Origin of the sequence: Exiguobacterium sp. (assembly GCF_020832205.1) — a bacterium.
GTDB lineage: Bacteria > Bacillota > Bacilli > Exiguobacteriales > Exiguobacteriaceae > Exiguobacterium.
In genome coordinates this window covers 1-24,265 of record NZ_JAFIFD010000022.1, presented here as the reverse complement: position 1 = coordinate 24,265, position 24,265 = coordinate 1, and the positions used below count along the sequence as shown (strand labels likewise).

At 53.3% G+C, this 24,265-nt stretch carries 22 protein-coding genes; 7 read left to right on the top strand and 15 right to left on the bottom strand.

From position 1 onward, the window contains the following. Positions 1 to 88 precede the first annotated feature (88 nt). Positions 89 to 1,201, top strand: a complete 1,113-nt coding sequence (gene wecB, locus JJU47_RS05095) for a non-hydrolyzing UDP-N-acetylglucosamine 2-epimerase (RefSeq protein WP_228616750.1) — start codon at positions 89 to 91, stop codon at positions 1,199 to 1,201. Between the two features lie 191 nt (positions 1,202 to 1,392). Here wecB and JJU47_RS05090 read toward each other — a convergent pair whose 3' ends face one another. After that, positions 1,393 to 2,697 (bottom strand): Ig-like domain-containing protein, encoded by a 1,305-nt coding sequence (locus tag JJU47_RS05090; protein ID WP_228616748.1) that lies wholly within the window; start codon positions 2,695 to 2,697, stop codon positions 1,393 to 1,395. 330 nt (positions 2,698 to 3,027) lie between these two features. On the opposite strand from JJU47_RS05090, the gene JJU47_RS05085 reads away from it, so the two are divergent. Further along, positions 3,028 to 4,926 carry a bifunctional metallophosphatase/5'-nucleotidase gene (locus tag JJU47_RS05085; RefSeq protein WP_228616746.1) on the top strand — a complete coding sequence of 633 codons (1,899 nt, stop codon included), beginning with the start codon at positions 3,028 to 3,030 and terminating at the stop codon, positions 4,924 to 4,926. An 81-nt stretch (positions 4,927 to 5,007) separates the two neighbouring features. Further along, positions 5,008 to 5,508: a YdcF family protein gene (locus tag JJU47_RS05080; RefSeq protein ID WP_228616744.1), complete on the top strand. Its 501-nt coding sequence runs from the start codon at positions 5,008 to 5,010 to the stop codon at positions 5,506 to 5,508. Positions 5,509 to 5,532: 24 nt separating this feature from the next. Here JJU47_RS05080 and JJU47_RS05075 read toward each other — a convergent pair whose 3' ends face one another. The 3 genes from JJU47_RS05075 to JJU47_RS05065 all read right to left on the bottom strand — a co-directional run bounded on the left by JJU47_RS05075 (position 5,533) and on the right by JJU47_RS05065 (position 8,960). Continuing rightward, positions 5,533 to 7,302, bottom strand: a complete 1,770-nt coding sequence (locus tag JJU47_RS05075) for an acyltransferase family protein (RefSeq protein ID WP_228616742.1) — start codon at positions 7,300 to 7,302, stop codon at positions 5,533 to 5,535. 159 nt (positions 7,303 to 7,461) lie between these two features. Continuing rightward, positions 7,462 to 8,646 (bottom strand): chromate efflux transporter, encoded by a 1,185-nt coding sequence (gene chrA, locus JJU47_RS05070; RefSeq protein WP_228616740.1) that lies wholly within the window; start codon positions 8,644 to 8,646, stop codon positions 7,462 to 7,464. Positions 8,647 to 8,651: 5 nt separating this feature from the next. After that, positions 8,652 to 8,960: a PadR family transcriptional regulator gene (locus JJU47_RS05065; protein ID WP_228616738.1), complete on the bottom strand. Its 309-nt coding sequence runs from the start codon at positions 8,958 to 8,960 to the stop codon at positions 8,652 to 8,654. Positions 8,961 to 9,165: 205 nt separating this feature from the next. Between JJU47_RS05065 and JJU47_RS05060 the strand changes: the two genes are divergently transcribed. Next, the gene (locus JJU47_RS05060) at positions 9,166 to 11,850 is read left to right on the top strand and encodes an HD domain-containing phosphohydrolase (RefSeq protein ID WP_228616736.1); all 2,685 of its coding nucleotides are present in this window, start codon (positions 9,166 to 9,168) and stop codon (positions 11,848 to 11,850) included. Positions 11,851 to 11,888: 38 nt separating this feature from the next. Here the strand turns inward: JJU47_RS05060 and JJU47_RS05055 are convergent, their stop codons facing one another. The 3 genes from JJU47_RS05055 to JJU47_RS05045 are packed head-to-tail and all read right to left on the bottom strand — an operon-like array spanning position 11,889 to position 15,056. After that, the gene (locus tag JJU47_RS05055; RefSeq protein WP_228616734.1) at positions 11,889 to 12,992 is read right to left on the bottom strand and encodes an ABC transporter permease; all 1,104 of its coding nucleotides are present in this window, start codon (positions 12,990 to 12,992) and stop codon (positions 11,889 to 11,891) included. Then, on the bottom strand, positions 12,979 to 14,118 hold the full coding sequence (locus tag JJU47_RS05050) for an ABC transporter permease (RefSeq protein WP_228616732.1): 1,140 nt from the start codon (positions 14,116 to 14,118) through the stop codon (positions 12,979 to 12,981). The genes JJU47_RS05055 and JJU47_RS05050 overlap by 14 nt, the downstream gene beginning before the upstream one ends. Before the next feature lie 5 nt (positions 14,119 to 14,123). After that, a complete protein-coding gene (locus JJU47_RS05045) occupies positions 14,124 to 15,056 on the bottom strand; it encodes an ABC transporter ATP-binding protein (protein ID WP_228616730.1) in 933 nt (310 codons plus the stop codon). A 136-nt stretch (positions 15,057 to 15,192) separates the two neighbouring features. Between JJU47_RS05045 and JJU47_RS05040 the strand changes: the two genes are divergently transcribed. Next, positions 15,193 to 15,591: a hypothetical protein gene (locus tag JJU47_RS05040; RefSeq protein ID WP_228616728.1), complete on the top strand. Its 399-nt coding sequence runs from the start codon at positions 15,193 to 15,195 to the stop codon at positions 15,589 to 15,591. 56 nt (positions 15,592 to 15,647) lie between these two features. Next, positions 15,648 to 15,848 carry a CsbD family protein gene (locus JJU47_RS05035; RefSeq protein ID WP_024370602.1) on the top strand — a complete coding sequence of 67 codons (201 nt, stop codon included), beginning with the start codon at positions 15,648 to 15,650 and terminating at the stop codon, positions 15,846 to 15,848. A gap of 29 nt (positions 15,849 to 15,877) precedes the next feature. Here JJU47_RS05035 and JJU47_RS05030 read toward each other — a convergent pair whose 3' ends face one another. Next, on the bottom strand, positions 15,878 to 16,804 hold the full coding sequence (locus JJU47_RS05030) for a CAP domain-containing protein (RefSeq protein ID WP_228616726.1): 927 nt from the start codon (positions 16,802 to 16,804) through the stop codon (positions 15,878 to 15,880). A 186-nt stretch (positions 16,805 to 16,990) separates the two neighbouring features. Between JJU47_RS05030 and JJU47_RS05025 the strand changes: the two genes are divergently transcribed. Then, positions 16,991 to 17,644, top strand: coding sequence for an SMI1/KNR4 family protein (locus JJU47_RS05025; protein WP_228616723.1), 654 nt, complete (start codon positions 16,991 to 16,993; stop codon positions 17,642 to 17,644). 67 nt (positions 17,645 to 17,711) lie between these two features. On the opposite strand, the gene JJU47_RS05020 is transcribed toward JJU47_RS05025, so the two are convergent. The 7 genes from JJU47_RS05020 to JJU47_RS04990 all read right to left on the bottom strand — a co-directional run. Beyond that, on the bottom strand, positions 17,712 to 18,890 hold the full coding sequence (locus JJU47_RS05020; protein WP_228616779.1) for an exo-beta-N-acetylmuramidase NamZ family protein: 1,179 nt from the start codon (positions 18,888 to 18,890) through the stop codon (positions 17,712 to 17,714). Between the two features lie 221 nt (positions 18,891 to 19,111). Then, positions 19,112 to 20,665 carry a C39 family peptidase gene (locus JJU47_RS05015; RefSeq protein WP_228616721.1) on the bottom strand — a complete coding sequence of 518 codons (1,554 nt, stop codon included), beginning with the start codon at positions 20,663 to 20,665 and terminating at the stop codon, positions 19,112 to 19,114. Between the two features lie 114 nt (positions 20,666 to 20,779). Beyond that, on the bottom strand, positions 20,780 to 21,538 hold the full coding sequence (locus tag JJU47_RS05010; protein ID WP_228616719.1) for an ABC transporter permease: 759 nt from the start codon (positions 21,536 to 21,538) through the stop codon (positions 20,780 to 20,782). Next, entirely contained in the window at positions 21,535 to 22,380 is an 846-nt protein-coding gene (locus JJU47_RS05005; protein ID WP_228616717.1) for an ABC transporter ATP-binding protein, read from the bottom strand. The genes JJU47_RS05010 and JJU47_RS05005 overlap by 4 nt, the downstream gene beginning before the upstream one ends. Further along, the gene (locus tag JJU47_RS05000; protein WP_228616715.1) at positions 22,377 to 22,583 is read right to left on the bottom strand and encodes a PLD nuclease N-terminal domain-containing protein; all 207 of its coding nucleotides are present in this window, start codon (positions 22,581 to 22,583) and stop codon (positions 22,377 to 22,379) included. The genes JJU47_RS05005 and JJU47_RS05000 overlap by 4 nt, the downstream gene beginning before the upstream one ends. Before the next feature lie 104 nt (positions 22,584 to 22,687). Next, a complete protein-coding gene (locus JJU47_RS04995) occupies positions 22,688 to 23,101 on the bottom strand; it encodes a universal stress protein (protein WP_228616713.1) in 414 nt (137 codons plus the stop codon). Between the two features lie 72 nt (positions 23,102 to 23,173). After that, positions 23,174 to 24,265: SulP family inorganic anion transporter (locus JJU47_RS04990; protein WP_228616711.1), on the bottom strand; the 1,092-nt coding region annotated here is incomplete at its 5' end.

Genomic DNA, 24,265 nt, shown 5'->3' with positions numbered 1-24,265 from the left:
AACGGTTAATTTTTCCAAACGTATAACGACACTGTATGACTGACGCGGCATATTCGGCTTTCATATAGTAAAGAAGGGATTTTTGAAAATGATTAAAGTAATGACGGTATTTGGGACTCGTCCTGAAGCAATCAAGATGGCTCCGCTCGTCTTGGAATTAAAAAAACGTTCAAATATCGAACCAATTGTGGTCGTAACGGCACAACATCGCCAAATGCTCGACCAAGTCCTTTCGCTTTTCGAGATTAAGCCGGACTACGATTTAGACGTTATGAAAGACAAGCAAACGTTATTTGATGTGACGACACGTGTCCTTCATGGGTTAGACGAGGTCATGAAAGAGGCGAAACCGGACATCGTCCTCGTCCATGGCGACACGACGACGACGTTTGCTGCCTCACTTGCCGCATTTTACAATCAAATCGCGATCGGGCACGTCGAAGCGGGATTGCGGACATACAATAAGTATTCACCGTATCCGGAAGAGATGAACCGTCAGCTCACGGGTGTCATGGCCGACCTTCACTTCGCGCCGACTGAGACGTCAGCCGATAACTTGAAGCGTGAGAACAAGACGGAAGCCGACATTTTCGTAACGGGGAACACGGCAATCGATGCGCTTAAAACGACGGTACGTGACGATTATAAGAATGAATTGCTCGATGCGATTGTTTCGGATGAAAAGCGTCTCGTCTTACTGACGGCGCACCGCCGAGAAAACCTCGGTGAGCCGATGCGCAACATGTTCCGCGCTGTTCGCCGCTTGATTAAGAAGTACGACGATATCGAAGTCGTGTATCCGGTCCATATGAATCCTGTCGTCCGCGAACTCGCAAACGAGATTTTATACGGACTTGACCGCGTGCACTTGATTGAACCGCTTGATGTCTTTGATTTCCACAACTATGCATCACGCTCGCACTTGATTATGACCGATTCAGGGGGCGTGCAAGAAGAGGCTCCTTCGCTCGGGGTACCGGTCCTCGTGCTTCGTGATACGACGGAGCGTCCGGAAGGCGTCGCTGCCGGTACACTCAAGCTTGCTGGTGTCGAGGAAGAGACCATCTTCGGTCTCGCGGACGAGTTGTTGTCAAATCCATCTGCCCATGAGGCGATGGCGAAAGCGTCAAACCCATACGGGGATGGCGAGGCCTCACGCCGTATTGTCGATGCCATCAGTAATAGATTTGAAACCAAGTAAAACGAGAGAAACAGAGCCGATTTTAAAAAAAGCTCTCTTCGACTTTTAAATATTATTTTGAATGAAAAAGGATGATGTTCCATCAAATGGACATCATCCTTTTTCATGTGTTCTTAATTAGTTTTACTAGTTAATAAAAAATGGAATACATATGTTCTATGTGATTGAAAGAAATTAACTTAGCGTAGTATTTAATAACCAGCGTATTGTAGAGCATCTCGAATTGCTCTTCGCTCAGAGGCGCTTAAAAACCACGTTGTATTGCCATTTTTTCCATTTACAACAACTGTGACTGGCTTTGCTGAATGACGAATAGCCTTGAGAGCGATAATCAAACGAGTCTCTGGGGTCATAAGGACTGTTTCGCGGTTATAGGAATCATCATCAGCAATCTCCGCATTGTAGTACATAACGTTATTCTCATCAAAAGGGAATGAATGTGCTATTCCATCAACAATAAAGCGAAGATGGGTTGCATCAATAAATTTATTACCAGCAATGCGTATATTCATTTCGACTGCCATTTGACCTTTTGTTGGACTGCCAAAAAATATAGGTGCTACTGATTGTGATTGACGGGGAACTCCAAAAATATTAAATGTATCTTTGTGAAGAAGAAGCCGGTCGAAAGTATCAGTGTTAATTCGGTAGAAATTCTCATACAGCGCACTTTGCACGATAATAATTCGAGGTGAGCTTATATTACGTGCCGCGTCCATCGCCTGTAATGTTAGCTTACGATTAATTGGTTGACGGGGGAACGTGACGGTAAACAGTCCGGATGCCTCCGCTTGGGCGCGATAAGTCTCTGATCCTATTGTAAGAATGAGTGTCGCGAAAGGTTCTGTTTTTCCTTTCACAGAAGTTGATGTAGTTTTGACGATGCTCGTAGTGACAGGGGTTGCCGGTGCTGTTATGTCTTCTTTGACAACAGTGATTGTTTCAGAACTTTTTTGAGCCGTTGTCACTGTTACGGCGCGGATAATCGATCCAGTGCGTTGCGGCAACATATTAAACTTATAGATACCTTTTGAGTCAAAAGTGCCACTAAATTTACCGCGGTTGACTGAAAAATGAATCTGTTCTCCAGGAGGCCCTGTAAATATGATATGCCTTGAAGTATTAAAAACTGTAGTAACTTTCGGAGCGAGAAGGGTGTGTGGGTCTAGTTTGACAGTAACTGTTACAGAGACGTTAGATAAGTTACTTGAGACAAGTGTCACATTGATTTTTTTTCCGATAGGTTGGGGATTCATGAAGAAAACCGCTTTACCATTGGCATCGAGTCTACGCTCGTATACTTTGAATCCAAAATCAATCTTCGCTAATGAATTTGGTGTACCGGTAATCTCGAGTTGTGTTGACTTTGTAGTGGGTGCAGAGACAGTTAATTGTAAACGAGTATTGGATTCTGTGGCTGTAGCATATGTATGGTGGTGAAGGATACCAACAAACAAGACCAATATAAGCCCAATGATTTTTCTTTTTCTAAACATATTTAACGAAGGTCCTCTCTTTGTAAGAGTGATGAAAAAGTTGGCGATTACTGATTTAATATTCCTAAAAAATAAGAGCTATATTTCGAGAACAAGCTATTTATAAATAATAAAGAAAGACGATGAAACTACATTAATTTTAGCATGTTTTAGTATGAGAGAAAGAAAATGTTTATTGAATTTATATTTTGTTTTTATAAAATACTCACTTGTTTTAAAAAAAAGCTTGTTTGTCTTTGAATTGTCTTATATTTTTAAGAAGAGAGTTTTTACGAATCTCAATCATGAATTGTTGTCGTTAATGTTGGGATATCGAAAGGGGAAAAGTAAATGTTTTCATCAAAGTCGGAACGTTTATTTACGGGTATGATTGCTACGGTGTTGGCTGTTTCAGCAGTAGCTCCAGTCATTACAGTAGGGGCTGAAAAAAGTTCAAAAGTTGTAAACGAAGTAAAAGGTAATGTGCAAGCAATTGAGATTCTTCAGCCGACTCAACAGTTAGTTTTTAAGCAAGGGGAAAAAATCACGGGGCAAGATAAACATCTAATGGTGAAGGTTGGAAATCAAGTTCGCCAACAACCTGTTCAATGGACAAATTTATCGACTGACCATATTGGTAATCACGTTGCAACAGCTACATACACACACAAGGGTAAAAGTGTGAAATTAGAAGTACCATATGAAATAAAAGGATACGAGCTATCTTTTATGCATACGAATGATACGCATGCCTCTCTAGATTTTGCGCCAAAGCGTGCTACTGTCATCCAACAGTTACGCGAAGAGAACAACGATCGTCTATTAGTTGATGCAGGTGATGTCTTCTCAGGGTCGCTCTATTTCAATACATTCAAAGGCCAAGCAGATTTGGCTTTGATGAATTATATGCAGTATGATTTGATGGTGCCTGGAAACCATGAATTTGACTTGGGTGTTGAAACAGGACACCCGGAATTCGCGGAGTTTATTAAAAATGCAGAATTTCCTTTTGTTAGTTCTAATGTTGATTATAGTCAAGATCAATACTTGAACGAACTTTACCATGGGAATGTCAAACGTAACCCTGCTGATGGAAAACTCTACGAAGGAATCATAAAAGTAATCGACGGAAAAAAAGTTGGGTTCTTTGGTTTGACGACAGAAGACACAGCTAATATTGCAAGTCCAGGCCCAATCCAATTCCAGAATTACATTGAGGAATCAGAAAAAGCAGTAAAAGCATTTAAAAAGTTGGGTGTACATCAAATTGTAGCAATTTCCCACCTTGGATTTGATGACAATCCTGCAATCGACAATGACTTGGAGTTGGCTAAACAGGTTGACGGAATTGATGTTATTATCGGTGGCCATTCCCATTCTCGTCTTGACGCACCAGTTGTCATTCATGAAGGGGAAGAACCTACAGTAATTGTCCAGGCTTATCAATATGGAGATTTCTTAGGGACACTCGATGTTACATTTGATAAAGATGGGAAAGTAGTAGCACACAACGGTAAGCTGATTGATGTAAAGTCTTATACAGCTGACCCTACTGCTGTAAGCATTTTAGCGCCGTTCGCAGCAGAAATTGAAACAATCAAGAACACGGAGATTGGTGCGGTAGCTACTGCAGCATTTGATAATCCACGAGATGCAGGCAATGTTTTAAACCCTAGTGTTCGCAAAAATGAAACGGCGCTTGGGAACTTGATTACAGATGGTATGCTTGAGCGGGCAAAACAAGCCGATAGTGAAGTAGTCGCGGCTATTCAAAACGCCGGTGGTATTCGCGCGCCAATCAATGCTGGTCCAATTACAACCGGTGAGGTGTTGACGACGTTACCATTTGGAAACACACTTGCGATTATGTCACTACAAGGAAGTGAACTGCTGGCTGCATTAGAACGGAGTGTCAGTGTGTATCCGATTGAAAGTGGAGGCTTCCTGCATATGGCTGGTATGAAGCTTGAGTTTGACAGCTCTAAACCTACAAATAATCGAGTCGTGAAAGCGCAAGTATTACAAGGCGGACAATATGTAGATGTCATTCCAAATAACACTTACAAGATAGCGACTAATTTCTTCGCAGCTAAAGGTGGGGATAACTACTTAGAGTTTAAAAAAGCTTATGAAGAAGGTCGAGTAAATGATTTAGGTATTATCGACTGGGAAATCATGCGAGATTACCTCGTTAAACTCGAATCGGTGACACCTTCTGTCGAAGGTCGCGTGGTAGACGTTAAACAGTAATGAAGCAAAGAAAATGAAAATAAGAACCTAACTAATTACGATTTAGTTAGGTTCTTATTTGTTAATAGGCAGGTACAGGAGATGAAACGACAACCAGACGGCACGTATCGATACGTCCTCATCCTCGGCGCGAAAGTAAACGGGATCAAGCCGTCAAAAGCGCTCCGGCACCGGATCGAGGTGGCGGCTGCGTATGCGGCGCGCTTCCCGCACGTGGAATTGATCGCGACGGGCGGACAAGGACCGGATGAGGGGATGGCCGAGGCGCTCGTCATCAAACAGGAACTTGTGGCCCGTGGTGTCAACGAGGAGCGAATCCACGTCGAGGACGCGTCGACGTCCACGTATGAGAATTTTCTTCTCAGCCGTACGATTTGGGACGGGGAGACGGGACTCACCGTCGTGACGAACGATTTTCACGTCCGAAGGGCACGTCTCGTCGCGCATCTCTACTTCGGGCTGAAAACGGACGCGCTCTATGCACGGACACCGGCTGCGGTCAAACCGAAGTACGTCATCCGCGAACAGCTCGCCTATATCAAGCTGTTCCTCAACTATATGCGCTGGAAGTGGTGGCCATGACAAAATGACCTAGCGGACGCTAGGTCATTTCTCGTTCGTGCATCCAATCTCTTCTTCGAGCAACCGTCCGAACGCCTCGGCGCCGTCGATCGTCAAATGGACGCCGTCGCCTTCGAAATAGTCGCCTTTGCCGGCGGACGCCGCGTGCCAGTCGAGGAGCGAGACGTTGTCGCGCTGTTTGCTCGCACGGGCGAGCTTATCGTTCACTTCTTGCTCCCACGGGCGCGGGACGCGTGTGTTGATCAAGTAGACGTGGTCGGCGCCGGCGAATTGGTCGAGGAGCGTGTCGAGTTGCTCCGTCTTGAAAGCGCCGTTCGTCCCGAGGTGGAGGAAGACGACGTGTCCGGGCGCATTATACGTCCCGTAGGCGTCGGCGACATCCTGGGCGTCCCGGACTTGGCGGCCGAGCTCGGCATCGATCTCGAGGTTCGGGAATGCAGTCCCTAAATACTCGTTCAAGCCGAGCAGTACCGAATCGCCGATGGCGAGTGCCGGCGGACAAGAGTCGATCGGGCGTTCTGTCTCCGGATTCATCTCTTCGGCTGGTTGCTCCGGTGCCGGGTCGGGTTTGACGACCGGGATCGTTTCGGTCCGGTCGTTCACATCGGTAAAGGCGAGGATCGTCAAGTTGCCGACGAGGACGAGCGAGAGCAACGTCGCGCCACTGAGCGCAACGATCCGTCCCGGGCTGACAGCCGGGACGAGCAGCCGGAGCGCTCCTTTAAAGCCGTGGCGCCGCACAGGAGTTTCGATGAAACGATACGACAGCTCGGCGACGAGGAGCGTCACAGCGACTTGAGCGAGCGCCCGGAGCGGCTCGAACGTGCCGATTTGTTCGATCGGGGTCGTCAAGATGATGACCGGGTAGTGCCACAGATAGATGCCGTACGTCCGTGTCCCAATCACGCGCAGCCAAGCGCTGCCAAACAGACGGGACCAGACGGTCGACGGGTGGGCCGTCGCGGCGATCAAAATAGCCGATGCCACGGCGACAGCGAAGAAGCCGCCATAGTAGAGGAACGTGCCGTACGCGCTCGTAATCATCATGACGATGAGGAGCGTCGCGAGTGAGACGGCACCGCCGACGTTCAAGATACGCCGACCTATGTCCGGCATGTCATGCTTGAACGCGTCCGGCCGCCAGCCGAAGGCGAGGACGGCTCCGATGAGGAGAGCGAATAAACGCGTGTCCGTCCCGTAATACACCCGGCTCGGGTCGGTGCCTGGCGTGAAACTGAACGCCATCCAGAGCGCCGAGGCGAACAGTGTCACACCGACGAGTTGGAGCAGACGGCGCTTCGACTTCAAACCGAAAAGCAAGAGGAGCGGCCAGACGAGGTAGAACTGTTCCTCGATTGAGAGCGACCATAAGTTTTGGAGCGGCGACGGCTTGCCGAAACTCTCGAAGTACGACACGTCATGGAAGACGTACCACCAGTTGTTCACGTACACGAGCGCGGCGAGCGTGTCTTGGCGCACCGTGTTGAGCAGATCTGGCTCGAACAGCCAGACGACTGCCATGACGACGGCGAGCATGAAGACGAGCGCCGGCAATAGACGCCGGAACCGGGCGATGTAGAATTTTTTCAAGTCGAGACGTCCGTTGACCGTCCATTCGCGTAAGAGGATGCCGGTGATCAAGTAGCCGGACAAGACGAAGAAGACGTCGACCCCGAGGAAGCCGGCGGTGATGTATGGTGTGTTCAAATGAAACAAGATGACGGCCAAGACGGCGAACGTGCGCAGTCCGTCGAGACCGGGCATGTATGTGTGTGAGTGGCGCAACGGTTGCATGCTTCCACTTCCTTTCGAACGTTTCCCTATTGTTTAAATGGAATCTATCTTCTCAGTATAGCGAGACGACTGCTAGAAAAAGTTTCAAACGATTAACATTTTCCAAAAGGAAGTGGAGAAAAACAGGAAATAAAAAAAGGGGCCCGAGAGCCCCTGATGTTATAGCATACCGATGATCGAGCCGCCGATGACACCCGCGATGACGAGCGCCCACGGCGGCAGTTTCCAGTAGGCGATCATGACGAACAAGAAGGCGGCGAAGACGAAGTCGACGGCCCCGTTCACCGTGCTCGTGAAGATCGGCTGATAGAACGCCGCGATCAAAATACCGACGACGGCGGCGTTCACCCCGATGAGGGCACCGCCGACTTTCGGGTTGCGCCGAAGCGCGTTCCAGAACGGGAGCGCTCCGAGTATTAACAAGAACGCTGGCAAGAAGATGGCGAACGTCGCGAGCAGTCCGCCCGGGACGCCGTCAATGACCGTACCGAGGTAAGACGCGAACGTGAACAGCGGTCCCGGTACGGCCTGGGCCGCCCCGTAACCAGCGAGGAACGCCTCTTCACTCAAGAAACCGGCGGGGACGAGTTCACGCTCAAGGAGCGGCAAGACGACGTGACCGCCGCCAAAGACGAGCGCCCCGGCCCGGTAAAAGCTGTCGAAGAGCGCGATTGACTGGCTCTCAATCGTCTCGCGCAAAATCGGCAAGATGACGAGCAGCGCGCCGAACAGGCTGAGCAGGACAGCCCCGAGCCGTTTCGATAGCGGGAACGTCGCCGATTTGACGTCTAAGTTTTGTGGCTTGAACATCAAGAACCCGGCCAAGGCGGCAAGCAAGATGACGAGCACTTGACTATACGCGGTCTGGACGAGCAAGACGCCGGCTAAGGCGAAGAAAGCAATCGAGCGCGTCTTCGCGTCCGGTGTCAACTTGCCGGCCATGCCAAGGATGGCGTGGGCGACGATAGCGACGGCGACGACTTTCAACCCATACAGCCAGCCCGCGTCCGAGACGTCAAGTCCTGAGACGAAGAGGGCGAACAAGATGAGCGCGATGACCGACGGGGCCGTGAAGCCGATGAATGACGTGATGCCGCCGAGGATGCCGCCCCGGACAATCCCGATGCCAATCCCGACTTGGCTGCTCGCCGGTCCCGGCAAGAACTGACAGAGGGCGACGAGGTCGGCGTACGCCTTCTCGTCGATCCATTTCCGGCGCCTGACGTATTCCTCATGGAAATAGCCGAGGTGGGCGATTGGACCGCCGAACGACGTCAACCCGAGCCGGGTCGAGACGAATAAAATTTCGAGTAACGTTTTGAATGTTACGCGTTGTTTCTCCATGTGATTCACTCCTTAATCTCTTTGAAAAGTTCATACGCCTTTTGGCGGGCTTCCGCCAAGACGACGAGCCCTTTGTCGGTCGTCGTATAGTTTTTGCGGATATGGCCGTCGACGTTCTCGTTCGAACGCATCAATAGTCCGTCTTTCTCCATCCCGTGCAAAATCGGATAGAGCGTGCCGGCGCTGATCGTATACCCATGTTCCCGCAGCTCTTCGACCATCCAAGCTCCGTACACCGGATGCTCGGACGCATGGTGCAAGATGTGGATATGGATGAAGCCAAGGAACAGTTTCCGCAAAATGCGGTCTTCCATCACCATCAACTCCTTGAAATCGGATTCCGATATCGGTTATCGACATCAGTCTAGCAATCGAATCGCTGCGGGGCAAGAGTTTTGAGCGTAAGTTTACAGAAACTTAATGTGCGCACATTGAGAGGAATTGATTCGGAAAATATAGGGGATTTATCGGGAATGAGGTAAACTGAGGAATAGATATGACTATGTAGGAGGGAATGACGTGACAGAACGCGACCAGACGAAATACCAATCCTTGTTGCGCCATATGCCCCAAGGCTATGTCGAGTTCAAAGTCGTTTACGACGAGAACGGGGAACCGGTCGACTATGAATTTTTCGAAGTGAACGCCGCCTTCGAGCAGATCATGAAAGCGAAACGTGAACAGTTTCTCGGCGGTCGCATCACCGAGAAACTGAAAGATTTCGAATACAGCGAGCGGGAATGGATCGTTCAAGTCGCCCGGGCGGTGAGCAGCGGCGAGGCCATTACGTTCGAACACTTCTCGCGACGCAACAAGGCGTGGTATGAGCTGTCCGTCTTCAGCGAGCGGCCCGGCTATGTGTCGACGCTCTTCAACGACATCACCCCCCACGTCCAAGAGAACAACGCACTCAAACAGCTCGTCAACGTGTCGCACCGGTTCGTCGCGACAGGACGGGACTTGCTCATCAACCAACACTTCCTCGACCAGATCCGTGACTTCACGGGTGCGAAGGCAGTGACGCTCAACTTGATGAACGAGGACGGTGCGTCGTACTCGACGGTCGCCTTATCCGGCATCGATGAGTTGCTTGAACGGAGCCTCGACGTGCTCGGTTTCCATCCGGTCGGGAAGAAGTGGCCGATGACCGAGAAGCGGCGTGAACTGCTCGAGGCGGGTAGCCCGATTATCTTTGACGAGATCGAACCGCTCATTGATGGGGCGCTGCCGAAACGGCTCGTCAAAAACATTTTACGTATCTTTGACCTCGGTCAAGTCGTCCTCTTCAAAATCGAGAAGGACGGTGTGTTTTACGGCGACTTGACGATCGTGATGCAAGGGCAGAAGCGGGCGAGCCGGCTCGGCCTCGTCGAGCTATACATCGTTCATATTCTCGAACAGATGACGAAAGCCGACCAGCAAGTCGGAGAAACGAAAGACTCAATGTTCGAAGGGTTCGCGACGGTCGACCTCGAGTGCATCATGTCGCTCCACAAGCGCGACGTTCTTCACTTGAACAAATCGTGGGAGCGTGTGCTCGGTTTCCCGCTCGAGGAACTCGAGAACACGGACTTCATCGGGCTCGTTCATCCCGACGACGTCGAGAAGACGGAACGCGCTTTCGCCGAACTCGATACGGCACGCGAGCTGTTCCGTTTCGTCAACCGCTACCGGACAGTGGATGGCGATTACCGCTCGATCGAGTGGCATTGCAAAGTGCAAGGCAGTTACATCTACGCCGTCGCTAAAGACGTGACCGAACGGGTCCAGCTTGAAGAAGAACTCGCCGAGCGGGATCGTCTCTTGACGAAGCTGTCCGATCAAGTGCCGGGCGCGATCTATCAGTTTGAGCGCCGGCCGGACGGGTCGTTCAACTTTCCGTTCTTCAGCCGCGGGTTCGAAGTGTTGACCGGTATCACGCTCGAAGAGATCAATCAAGATCCTGGGCTCGTCTTCACGAAGATCCATCCCGACGACTATCCGGACGTCATGGCGACGATTGACGAGTCGTATCGCAACTTGACGATTTGGGACGCCGAGTTCCGCGTCATCATGCCGGACGGCCGGACGACTTGGATTTTAGGCTCGTCTCGTCCGGAAAAACTCGCGGACGATCACGTGCTCTGGCACGGCTACATCGGTGACGTGACCGAGAAGAAAAAGTATGAGATGGAAATCGAGTATTTGAGCTATCACGACCAGTTGACCGGCGTGAAGAACCGGCGCTATTTCGACGAGGCGCTCATCACGTACGATGATCCGGCACATTACCCGCTCGCGCTCATCGTCGTCGACGTCAACGGCTTGAAGTTGACGAACGACGCATTCGGCCACCTTGTCGGGGACCGGTTGTTGATCGAGGCGACGAATATCTTGAAACGAGAAATCCGCGGCAAAGACACCGTCGCGCGAATCGGCGGCGACGAGTTCGTCCTCATCTTGCCGCAGACGTCACCGCGCGAGGCGAAACAATTGTCGGACCGGTTGAACCGGTTGTTCCATGAACGGTCGATCGAAGGGTTGCCGATCTCGGCCTCGTTCGGGGAAGCTGTGAAGATCGACGAGACGATGTCGATCGTGGAAGTGTACAACTTGGCGGAAGACCGGATGTACCACCATAAAGTGTCTGAGAAACAGAGCCGGCGCCATCACTCGATCCAGCTCATCATGCGGACGCTTTATGAGAAGATCCCGCGTGAAGAAGCGCACTCTGAACGGGTCGCGGAACTCGCTGGGAAGCTCGGTGAGGCGATGGGCTTCACGAGTTCGGAAGTGAGCGAGCTGAAGACGGCGGCCGTCTTGCATGACATCGGCAAAGTCGCCATCAGCAACGAGATTCTCGACAAGACGGGACCGCTCTCTGAAGCCGAGTGGCGCGAAATCAAGCGGCACCCGGAAGTGAGCTACAACATTTTGAGCACCGTGCCCGAGTACGGGGTACTCTCGGAAATCGTGCTTGCGCATCATGAGCGTTGGGACGGGAAAGGCTATCCGAAAGGAGTGAAGGAGTACGACATACCGCTCGCCTCACGCATCATCTCGATCGCCGACACGTTCGACGTCATGGTGACCGGCCGCCCGTACCGTCAAGCGAAGACGATCGACGAGGCGCTCACCGTCATCCGGGAAGAAGCGGGCAAGCAGTTCGACCCGATGGTCGTCGACGTGTTCTTCGAGAAAGTCGTACCGACGCTGCAACAATGAAAAGCGAGACGCCCCTAACTTGTGGGCGTCTCGCTTTGTCATGTCGTGAGCGGTTTTCTTTTCAGGAAGAGCACGGTGACGGCGAAGAGGACAAGCGTCATGACGACGAGGACGGTGAGCGACAAGAGCGGGAAACGCCCGGCGTACATGTCGGCGACGCCCGCGTTGAACCAATATGTCGGAAGCAGCCGACCGACGACTTTGAGCGAATCAGGGAGCCACGTGAGCGCGATGAAGGCTCCCCCGGTGATCGCGGCCGCCATCGTCACGGAAATCTGCCAAATGTTCGCCTTCTCCCGGTTCGACGCCGCGACGGCGATGAGCGCGCCGATGGCGAGGCAACTGCCCAAGTAGGTGATGAACAAGAGCGACAGGACAGGCAAGTGTTCGATGATGTCGTCCGCATAAAGGACGGAGCTGAACGCGAGGAGCATGAGCACATAAAACAAGCCGACCGCGAAGAACGACAAGGCGAGCGAGCCGACGTACCGGCGCGGTGTGATGGGGGCGGCGAACAGACGTGCATAAATCAACTCGTCCCGGTCGTCTGCGACGAAGAGCGGGATGAACTGGAGGAACGCCGACATCATGACGAACGAAAGCAAGCCGAGGAACGCTTGCGTGCGGGCGGTCGTCGTGACGCTCTCTTGAAACGGTTCGCTCGAGATCGTGTAGCCGCGCTCCGTCTCCCGTTCGGCGAGCGTTGGAAAATCGGTCTCGTCGTACCCGCTCGCGATGACGAGTTGACGTTCCCGCGACAAGTGAGCGTTCAACGCCTGTTCGATGAGGGCGGCGTCACTTCCTTCTGTCGCGGAGAACGCGAGTTTCGGTGTCTTGCCTTGAAACATCGCCTCGGTGAAACGTTCCGGGATGACGAGGACGATGTCTTGTCCTTCAAGGAACGTGTCTTCTTCGGCGGTCGTCTCGATCCGCGTCACCGGGCCGAACCGCTCGGCTTCCGCGATGAGCCGTTCGGCGAGGATCCCGCCGTCCCGGTCGAGGATGCCGATCGAGGCGCTGAGCGTCGACGTCGAGTTGAAGAACGACAAGACGAGGGCGAAGCCGAACATCGCCACGAACGTGAACACCCATAGCCCTTTCTTCCGGAGCATCCGTTTGGCGACATGTCTAAAGAGCACCACGGCGCGTCACCCCTTTCCAAAGCAACAAGCTGAGTACGGCGAAGACGAGGACGTGAAGCGAGAGCCAGCCGAGGCTTTGCCAAAACAAGGACATGTCACCGCCGCGCAGCAAAATCGACAGCAGGCCGTCCCGCATGAAGATTGGCATGAAGACGTAACGGGCCCACGGCGCGTAATGGAGCGTCACTTGGTCGAAGCCCGGGACGTAACCGCCCGAGAGGATCATGATGATGGCGACAAAGCCGTTGACGATCGCGTCTTTCGTCGAGTAAGCAAGGCGCGGCAAACTCGAGATGAAGAAGCCGAACGCCGTCCCGTACAAGGCGAGTGCGCCCCAGCCGATGACGAGGAGTTCGAGACGGACGTGGTCGAGCGAGAAGCTGCGATAGACGAAGTGGCTGAACCAAAACACGAGTACGAGCTGAAGGAAGATGAGCGTGTACCGGCTCACGGTGCGGGCGAGCCGATAGTCGATCAATCGGACCGGGGCGGCTTGTATGCGGAGGTAGCTCCCGCGCATCGGCCGCTCCTCGTTCAACATCCCCGTGATATAGAAAGCACCGAACAGCGCCGTCATGATCGAGATCGTGACGGTGAAGTATTCGAGCGACGTTGGGGTACGGCCCGACAAGTCGACACTCGTGCTGTCGAGAAAAGCGATGCTCTCGAACGGGGCGGAGACACCGGCCTCGGCGAGCGTGATCTGTTGATTGGCGATGGCGGTATATTGCGTGAGCACCGCCTCTAAGACGTCGAACTCGACTGTCGTCGGCTCTTCGTACAAGAGCGTGACGTCCGGGCCGTCGAGCAGGAGGATGACGTCGGCGTCCCCGTCGTTCACGGCCCGTTCCGCCTCGGCGACCGAGTCGTATGGGCGAAGCGTGAGAAAGTCGCTCAAATCGTCCGACGTGAGGAACGACTCGAGCGGGGCCCGATATTCTTCGGTCGACGTCTCGACGTAGGCGACGTCCGTGACCGGGAGAGAGAACTCGGTACTGAAGATGGCCGACAGCATCGTGCCGAGCCCGAAGATGAGCACGATCGGGAAGAGGAGCATCCAAAAGATCGTCGACCGGTCACGGAGCTGTTGTTTGACATCGTATTTGATGAACGTCCACGTCTTCATCGTCATCACTCCCGGAGCGTCTTCCCGGTCAAGGCGAGGAAGACGGTGTTCAACGACGGCCGGTCGACGGTGATCGAGGTGAAGCGGGTCCGCGTCTCATGGAGCGCATCGAGGAGCGGAGCGAGCGGAGTGTCTTTCTCGAGCGACACTTCGAGGAACGGTTCATGGTACTCGACTTTTCGTACCCGTTCGAGCGATTCGAGCCGGGCGAGAAGGCCTGGTGTGACGGCGTCGACTTTGATGCGGGCCGTCTCGAGTGTCATGACGCGGTCTTTCAACTCGTCTTGCGTCCCTTCGGCGATGATCTTCCCTTCGTCGACGATGGCGATACGGTCACAGAGGAGCTCGACTTCCTCCATGTAGTGGGACGTATAGATGATGGTCGCCCCGCGCCGGTTCAGTTCACGGATGTTCTCGAGAATCGTGTTCCGCGACTGTGGGTCGATGGCGACGGTCGGTTCATCCATGAAGATGAGCTCGGGCTCATGGACGATGCCGCAAGCGATGTTGAGACGACGAAGGAGCCCCCCGGACAGTTCCGGCGGACGTTTCTTCTGATGACCGCTCAGTTCGACGAAGTCGAGGGCGGCCGCGGTCTTCTGTTTCGCCTCGTCGGGTTTGAACCCGTACAGCTCGGCGAAGAATTGGATGTTCTCGAACACGGTGAGTTGATCGTAGACGGAGACGTGTTGCGGGACGATGCCGACGCGCTGTTTGATGGCGAGCTCATCTTTTGGCATCGATCGGTCAAAGATGCGAATGGAGCCGCTGTCGGCCGGATACAAGTTGAGCATGACGGAGATGGCGGTCGTCTTGCCGGCGCCGTTCGGACCGAGCAGGCCGAACAATGCCCCTTCTTCGACGTGGAGGGAAAAGTCGTCCAAGGCGACCGTTTCCCCGAACCGCTTCGTGACGTGGTCGAGCGCGATAATGGACACGATAACGCAACTCCTTTCAAGTGGAAACCCATACAGAGATTTCTTCCCGTTTGCAGGGATTTTGAACGCCCCGTCGAATGAAAAATAATAGTCGGAGTATTCAGACAACTAATGGAAGATGAAGTGAGGGATCGGCATGAAAGGTTGGCAGTTCAATAAAGAAGGGTCGGGGGAGAAATTCCCGGACGAGATGGCGTGGGCATTGTTTTGTACGGTCGAGCCGAAGCGGATGGACGCGACGCTCCCGTTTTATTATGACGAGTCGGTGTTCCGGTTCTCAAACGGGAGCGAGTCGTTCTACTTCAAAGTGTCACCGAGTTATCACGAGTTCGAGGTGAACGTCAAAGACGCGACCGGCGAACTGCTGTACTATCAACTGCTCCGCACCGTCGGCAAAGTCGAGGTGCTCGAGGACCGGCGCGACCACGGCGAACTATTAATCGTCATGAACGAGGACCGCGAGCGGACGGTGACGACGATCGAGCTGACGGTACGGCCGCGGTTTCGAGTGCTCGTCAAAGAGCACTATGTTTGAGTTTTCCTCATAGTGGTACATGAATTAGACAAGATACCACAAGGAGGACATCACACATGAGTAAAGACGGATTGAACAAAAAAGTTGATGGATTGATCGATAAGGCGGCCGGCAAGGCGAAAGAAGCAGCCGGTAAAGCGACGGACAACCGTTCGCTCGAGCGTGAAGGGAAGAAAGACCAAGTGAAAGGCACGGCAAAAGAAAAGACCGGCCAGGCTCAGCAGAACCTGGACAGTCTGAAAAACGATCGCCGTTAATTCAAGCGGGCTCACGATGAGCCCGTTTTTCATTTGGTCAAAAATACTTGGACGTGGATCGTCTGGCCTTGTGCATTTTTAGCGGCACCCGTACCGAGGTGGGTGAAACGGGAATTCAAGATGTTGGCCCGGTGACCGCTCGAGTTCATCCACGCACGGACGGCCGCAGCCGGGTCGCTTGATCCCATGTAGATGTTCTCGCCCCAACCGCGATAGCTGACGTTATAGGCGTCGAGCGTGTCGCCTGGGCTCCCGTTCTCACGGAGCTGGTGGGAGAACTGGCCCGTGCGCGCCATCTCGTCGGCCCGGACTTGGGCGACGCGGTTCGCTTCCGCAGAGGCACCGAGCACCGACAGACCGGCCGCCTGGCGTTCTTTATTCGTCTCGCTCAAGACGGAGGCCGACACTGGAGACGTGAACGTGACGTGTTTCGCCATCAAGTAGCCGGTCTGCGTCCCGACTTTCACTTTATACCAACGCGTCGGCCCGGTGTAGCGGTAGCTGATCGTCTCGAACGTCGTGCCTTGACGGAGGAAGGCGAGGTTCGATGATACGGTCGAGGCGCCTGACTTCAAGTACACGCTCGATGGGGCGACGTAAGCCGTCTGTTTATAAGCGACCTCGGCAGTCGACAACTTCACATAAGCGGCAGGAACGTAAGCGAACCCGGCGCCCCACTGAATTTTGTACCATGTTGAGCCGTTGACGTTGAACGAGGTCCGCACCGTCATCGTGCCTTCACGCGGGATGAGGCCGAGCCTCGCGGCCGAGAGTGACGGGGTTTTGCGGACGGGCAGCTGGCTGATGCCGGTGACGCTCCCTTTCGTGTTGACGGCGGTTTCTGTATAAGCGGCCTCGACACTTACCGGTTCAAGCGGGAGCGGGGACGTCGACGGGGTGAACGTGAGCGTCGCCGCGAGTGCCGCGGATGTAAGGAAAGCGATTGGTTTTTTCAAGATGGAGAACTCCTTTTCAAATAATCTACTTTCATAATATATTGAAGAGGAGAATCATGGGTATTACCATTTCATTACAAAAAGTGTAGCTAGCTTCGTGTGAACATAACACATGCATCTCTATTATTGAACAGTTGATATACTAGTTGTATCGATGAGTCAGATAAATGAAAGGAGGAGAATCATATGAATTACGTGTCATTCAAAAAGCGAGTACATACCATCGCTTCTAGAGTTGAACAGCTTGGTGGAGAAGTAGGGGAAGTTACGATTGCAGAGCCTGCTTCCTCTGATGAAGTTTTACAAATGGAAAAGCGTTTAGGGGTCAGTTTACCCAAGAGTTATAAGCGCGTTCTACTAGAATTTTCCGGGGAATTCTGCTTTTATTGGTCTTTACCTGATGACATGGAGCAACCGCATGAATTTCGAAAAATATCTAGCGGAACCGTTCAGTGGGGTTTGAAATCCCTACCTCGACTTGAAGAAGAACGAAAAGAGTGGATCAACGTAGTTTTTCCAGATGTAAACGATCCGTACGACGTCATCTGGCACAATAAGCTCGCCTTTTGCGAAGTAGAAAATGGAGATTATTTGGCTTTTGATTTGAGTGACGGTGTCGATGATGCGCCGATTGTTTATCTGAGCCATGATGATGGGGAAGGGCACGGCTATCGATTAGCCAACAACTTTATCGAATTTATCGAAAACTCGTCTAGGCTAGGTTTTGTTGGGTGTGAAGATTTTCGATGGCTCCCATTCACGACGAGTTCGACGAGCGGAATCCAAACAGAAGGTGAAGCGGCCATTCGATTCAGGTCGTGGCTAGCACTTGAGATATAGCATGAAAAAGGCATCGAATGAACGGCTTCGATGCCCTTTTCATAATTAGCGCTGAAATAATTGGTACTTATTTATACAACAGATATTCTTTCCGAATCGGCAAGAACGCGTCGCGCTCGGCATTGACTTTCGTCATGATCGCCTCGAGCGGCTCACCGGCGAGGATCATGTCTTTCACGTAGGCGTTGCCGGTCAACTTCGTGATGAAGTCGTTCGCGAGGAACTCAAAGTCGTCCGGATACAAGTCGTGCGCCGTCTTCACCATGGCGATGCCGGTCTTGACCGCCTCGAACTTCGTCGGTTCCGTGACGTACACTTCGACGCCATGCGACAGTTTGCCCGCGTTCTTCGAGAACGTCGGCGTGAACGAAGCGGCGCGGAACGTCACGCCAGGAAGGTCGAGGTCGTTCAGCGTCTTGGCGTACTCATGCGCTTTGATATACGGTGCGCCGATCAACTCGAACGGCTTTGTCGTACCGCGGCCTTCCGACAAGTTCGTTCCTTCAAATAACCCGGTCGCCGGATAGACGTTGACCGTGTCCGTCGTCGGCATGTTCGGTGACGGCATGACGAACGGGAGTCCCGTATCCTCGTACAGCATCGACCGTTTCCAGCCCTTCATCTTGACGACTTCGAGGTCGGCTTGGATCTGATACTCCGTGTTGAACAAGCCGGCGAGCTCGCCGACGGTCATGCCGTGTTTGAGCGGGATCGGGTAGAGGCCGATGAAGCTAGAGTAGGCCGGATCGAGCACCGGTCCGTCGACACGGAGTCCGCCTTGCGGGTTCGGGCGATCAAGGACGACGAACGGGATGTCGTTCTCCGCTGCCGCTTCCATCGCATACGCCATCGTGTAGATGTACGTGTAGTAGCGTGTGCCGACGTCTTGAATGTCGAAGACGAGCACGTCGACGTCTGCGAGCATCTCCGGAGTCGGCTTCCGCGTCGCGCCGTATAGGCTGTACACCGGCAGGCCGGTCACGTCATCGATGTACGAACTGACCGTGGCGCCGGCTTGGGCGTCACCGCGGACGCCGTGCTCCGGGCCATAGAGCGCGGTCAAGTCAAAGTCGTCCGAGTTGTGGAACAAGTCGACGATGCTCGTCATCGACGAATCGACACCGGTCGGGTTCGTGATCAAGCCGACGCGCTTCCCGGCGAGCAGTTCCGGGTTGTCGAGGAGTCGCTCGACGCCGAGTTCGACTTTCGGTTTCTTCGGCACCGATTTGGCGTCCGTCTCGAGCATGACGAGCGACGAGGTGATGAGCGTCAGGGCGGCGACGCCCCCAATCCATTTTTTCATAAGTGTTCCTCCTTCAGAAAATGTAAGCGCTTCACTACTTATCCCGAAGTGTAACATTTTGTATTTTTAATTCAATAATATTTATAATAAATAGGAAATTTTATTTCTTAATTTAGTTCGTAATACCTAAAAAAGGCCGCTCGGTTGAGCAGGCCTTGAATGGATTAACGGACCGATAACGCTTTCCATCCGGTCGCGCCCATGACGGCGCTCACTTGTGATTTCGGAATGGTGAGCCGGCCGCGGTACGGGTCGTTGATGTAAAGATTGGATTTGTCATAACCCGTCGCGAGCATGACGTGGTAGTTCAAGAAGCCGGTGAACTTTTGGTTCGAGGCCGTGTACCAATTGAAGTGGCCGTACGGCGTCTTGAAGTCGACGCTCGCCCAGACGATGACCGGGTTGCCCATCGACAGTTCTCGCTCGATCGCGGCGAGTCCTTGGCCGGAGATGTCTTTCACAGGGCGATATTTACTGGAGAAGCCGATCATGCCTTTCGGGTAGATGCCGTAGTTGCGATATTTGCCTAGCGTACCTTTCGGGTCGCCGGTGAACATGACGTTCGGGTCGACCCAACGATAGAGCCGGTTTTCATAGCGGGCGTTCCACATGCTTTTCGGCATCTCGCGGTAGAGCGTCTCGGCGCTGACGACGCGACCTTTCTTTTCAAGTGCCATCTTGAGTGAGAAGAACTCGCAGCCGGACGGATAGCCCATCTGGAACTGGCGATAGAGCGGAACGTTCATCTTATAAACGGACAAGCCCGGCGCATAGGCGCCGCGACTGTCGAACGTGGCGTTGCCGACCCGCTTGTTTTTATACATGAGCCCGGACGTGTCGAAATAATACCAGTTGCCGTTGATCAGTTGCCAATCGGTTTTCTTCATGAGTGCCGGTCCGTAGTATTCATATTGGGTCGTATACTTCCAACCGGTCTCACGGACACCGGTCGAGTGGAAATGGTAGTAGACGCCGTCAAGCTTTTGCTTGCCGCGTAACCGATAGCCGTACGTCGGGTGCAGGCCGTACACTTTCCCGCCAATCGATTGGAGTCCGTGCCGGCGTACGCCGTCCGCTCCGAAGTAATAGACATTCGTCCCGTACGTTTGCCACCCGGTCGCCATCTTGCCGTTCGTGAGGAACAAGTACTTTTGGCCGCCGACCGTGTACATGCCGGTACGAATAATGCCGTCAGCGAACAAATAGTGGCGCGTCCCATTGATCGTCTGCCAACCGGTGAGCAGCACGCCGTTTGGGGCGAAGTAATGCCGGTTACCGGAGACGGTCCAAAATCCGGTCAGCATGACGCCGGTCGAGTGGAAGAAGTAACGTTTGCCGGACACGGTCTGCCAACCTTTTTGCATCACACCGTCACTGCCGAACAAATACGTCTTCCCATCGATTTGTTGGAAGCCGGTCACGCTTTTCCCGTCCGAAAGTGAAAAATAGCGCTTCCCATCAAGCGTGAACCAACCGGTGGCAAGCGTACCGTCCGGATTAAAATAATATGTAGCCTGTTCGATCAATTGCCATCCGGTCACCATGATGCCGTTTGCGTCGAAATAATACGCCTTGCCGTCAATCGTCTGCCAACCGGTTAACAGTGTCCCGTCAGCCGCCGTATACACGGTCCCGGCCGGTGTCGTCTCGAATCCGGCCTCGGCGTGAATCGGCAAGAGCAGCGCGAAACCGAGCACCACCATCCATACATATCGCATCCTGTTCATCCCTCCATCATCATCAGACAAAATTGGAATTATTTTGTAGTCATTCTATACCCGAAATGATATGGGATGAACGGGTGGACGGGACCTATTTTTCTAGGACTTGGTTCAGGACGATTTACTTAAAAATCGCAACTGCTTCGAGGCGACGACGAGACAGCCGGCGATCATTCCGACTCCGGTCAAGAGCGCAAACAGCGGTTCTACATCCATGAGGAGCACTTCCCCGGACATGCCGCCGAGCCGCCACGGCAACCAGTCCCACTCGAGCCAACCGATGAGGAGCGAGAGGACGAGATGGCCACCGAGCGTGATGACGAGCGCGACGAGTCCGCTCTCGAGCAGCGCCGCGAACAGGAAGAAGATGGACAGTTGGACGAGGAAATGGACGATCAGCAAACCCGTCGAAACGGCGAAGTCCGTCACATCGAACTTGTCGAACAAAATGAACGTGTAGTAGGCGGCCGTACCTTGGGCGAGCAAGATTGAGACAGAAGACAGAAGGGCATAATGGGCCCATTTGCTGACGACGATCCGTGTGGCCGGGATATGGAGCGACTTCAGCCAGGCGAGCGTGCCGAGCGACCGTTCTTGACTGAACGTATGCATCGCCGACAACAAGACGACGAGCAGCCCGATTTGCCGTAACTGCTCGCCAGCTGACAACAGCACTTCCGCCGGTGACGGTGGCGGGATCTCGATGACAGCACCTTCCGGCAAGTTGCCGCCGGCTGCCAAAATGTCCGGTAAGAAGTAGAGCGTCAGCGGTTGCATCGCCGCCAGGAGCATGAGGGCGACCGGCACCCAGATGAGCCGTTTGTTGCGCCACGACTCTTTCCATTCTTGTTTAAAGATGGCGGTTTTCATGCGTTCACCTCCAAGAAGAGTGACTCGAGCGAAGGGTGGCCGACGTGGAGCGATTGGACACGCAAGCCATGCTCGAGAATCGTTTTTAGGATGGCTCGTTCGGTCACGTCTTTCGCTGACGTCTCGAGTTCCCAAGACGTCCCGGAGCGGGTCACACGTACGACGCCCGGCAGCGCGGTCCAGACGTCAATTGTCGTCGGATCGTCGAACAGTCGGAGTTGAATCGATGATTTTGACCCGAGCAGGTCCGTGACCGTCCCTTCCATGAGCAGTTTGCCTTGCCGGAGCAACAGTACCCAGTCGCTCGCCTCTTCGGCGTCTGGCAAGACGTGCGTCGAGTAAAGAATCATCCGTTCTTGTTTCAAGTCGCTCAACAGATCGAGCACTTCGCGTCGACCGCGCGGGTCGAGCGCGGATACGGGCTCATCGAGCAGCAGCAGTTCCGGGTCGTGGACGAGCGCTTGGGCAATCCCGAGCCGTTGGCGCATCCCGCCGGACAGTTGTGCCGCCGACCGGTCGACCGGGTCGAGACCGACACGGGCAAGCAGTTTCATGGGATCTGGTTTCGTTCCGGTCAGCTCGCCAGCGTACCGGATCGTCTCCACCGGAGTGAGCGACGGATAGAGTGCCGGGCGCTGCGGCAAGTAGCCGACCCGGATGTTGTCATGGCCGATGAGTTCACCGGACGTCGGGGTCGTCACGCGCGCCATCATGTTGAGGAGCGTCGTCTTCCCGGCACCGTTCTCACCGAGGAGCGATGTGCAGCCCGGGCGCAAAGAAAAGCTGACGTCGTCTAGAGCGGTGAACGTGCCGAACCGTTTCGTAAGGTGGCTGACGTTCATCGTTTCGTCCGTCCCCAGAGGAAGTAGATGATCGGCCCGAGGATGTTCATAAAGATGATGACGAGCAACCATACCCATTTCGGCCCGTTCGTCTCGCTTCGTTTGAACAAGTCAATCAAGGCGAACGTCAGTAAGACGAGTTGCAGGATGAGCAAGGGCAATAAGATGAGCAGTAACATATTGGGATCGTTTGCGATTTCCATTCGAATTCCTCCTTTATTCAATACATACTTCATTCCACAGAGACGGTGCCGTTCCTGTATCGGACACAAAAAATCCCTTTCTCGTAGCGGAGAAAGGGATATACTCATTTGACAATGATGACTGGGGCGAGTGCCCGCTTGGCGAGCTTGTGGCTGACGCTGCCGAGGACGAATTCTTGGAACGCATTCAATCCGCGTGATCCGACAACAACGTACTCGTAAGGTTCGTGGTTGGCGTACTTGACGAGCTCGACATCCGGCTCACCACGGAGCTCGATGTACTCATACGCGATGCCTTCCGCTTCAATCAAGTCGAAGAGCGGCTGAAGCATGCGTTGACGTTTTGTCTCGAGGTCAATCTTGCCCGTTGAGTTGAGCGCGGCTTCTTTTGATTCTTTCGCGCTGATGACGTGAACGAGATCGATTGAAGCGTTTGACGCCTTGGCGAGTTGAATCGCTTTCTCAAGCGCACGTTTCGAGTGGGCAGACCCATCTGCCGCGATAAATACCTTTCCCATTACAAGTCCTCCTCTTTCACACATTCTCTTTTTAGTATATGCGATTGACCGACGTGACGGACAGAAATTTCATCAATGTCCAGTGTTCGCATCTTGTTGTTTCAAATGAAGCGCGAGCGTGTTGAGTAGTTTCTCTGAATCTTTGTTCAAGTTCAAGAGCTCCGGCTCGATCCCGAGCGCGCGATATTTGAAGACGACTTTGTCGATGGCACCGATGGCCGAGTCGTCCCAAAGATGCGTGTTCGAGAAGTCGATCGTCACTTGCTTGACACCTGCTTCAAGATCTTCTTCGACGTCGAATTGATTGACGAATTCTGACGTCGAGGCGAAGAACAATTGACCGTTCACGACGTAATGGGCCCGATCTTGGTCAATTTTACGATCGAGTTCGACTTTCGAAATCTTCGCAGCAAACAAGATTGCCGCCGTCAAGATCCCGGCGAATACACCGATCGACAAGTCGTGCGTGAGCACCGTCACGAGTACTGTGACGAGCATGACGACCGTGTCCGACTTTTGAGCCGTCCGGAGGCCTTTGAGCGAGCCCCAGTCAAACGTCGCGTAAGAGACGAAGAACATGACACCGACGAGCGCGCCGACCGGGATGAGCATCAAGATGTCGCTCATCGTCATGATCATGATGAACAAAGCAAGTCCGGCGACGAACGTCGAGAGACGGCCGCGTGCACCTGACGAGACGTTGATGACCGATTGACCGATCATCGCACAGCCTGGCATTCCGCCAAAGAAGCCGGCGATGATGTTCGAGATGCCTTGACCTTTTGACTCACGGTTCTTGTTCGAATCCGTACCTGTCATGTCATCGACGATTTGCGCCGTGAGGAGCGATTCGATCAATCCGACGAAAGCGAGGGAGATCGAGTAAGGGAGGATGATCATCAACGTCTCAAACGTCAACGGGACGTTCGGGAATAAAAATTCCGGTAGCGTTGCTGAGATTGTCCCCATATCGCCGATGTTTTTCGTTTCAAGACCGAGCGTGATCGCCAGAATCGTCATGACGACGATCGCGACGAGCGGAGCTGGAATCATCTTGTTGATGCGCGGGAACAAGAAGATGATGGCGAGTGATCCGGCGACAATCGCCCAAATGATCCAGCTCTCTCCTTCAAAGTTTGTCAGTTGCGCCTGGAAAATCAAAAT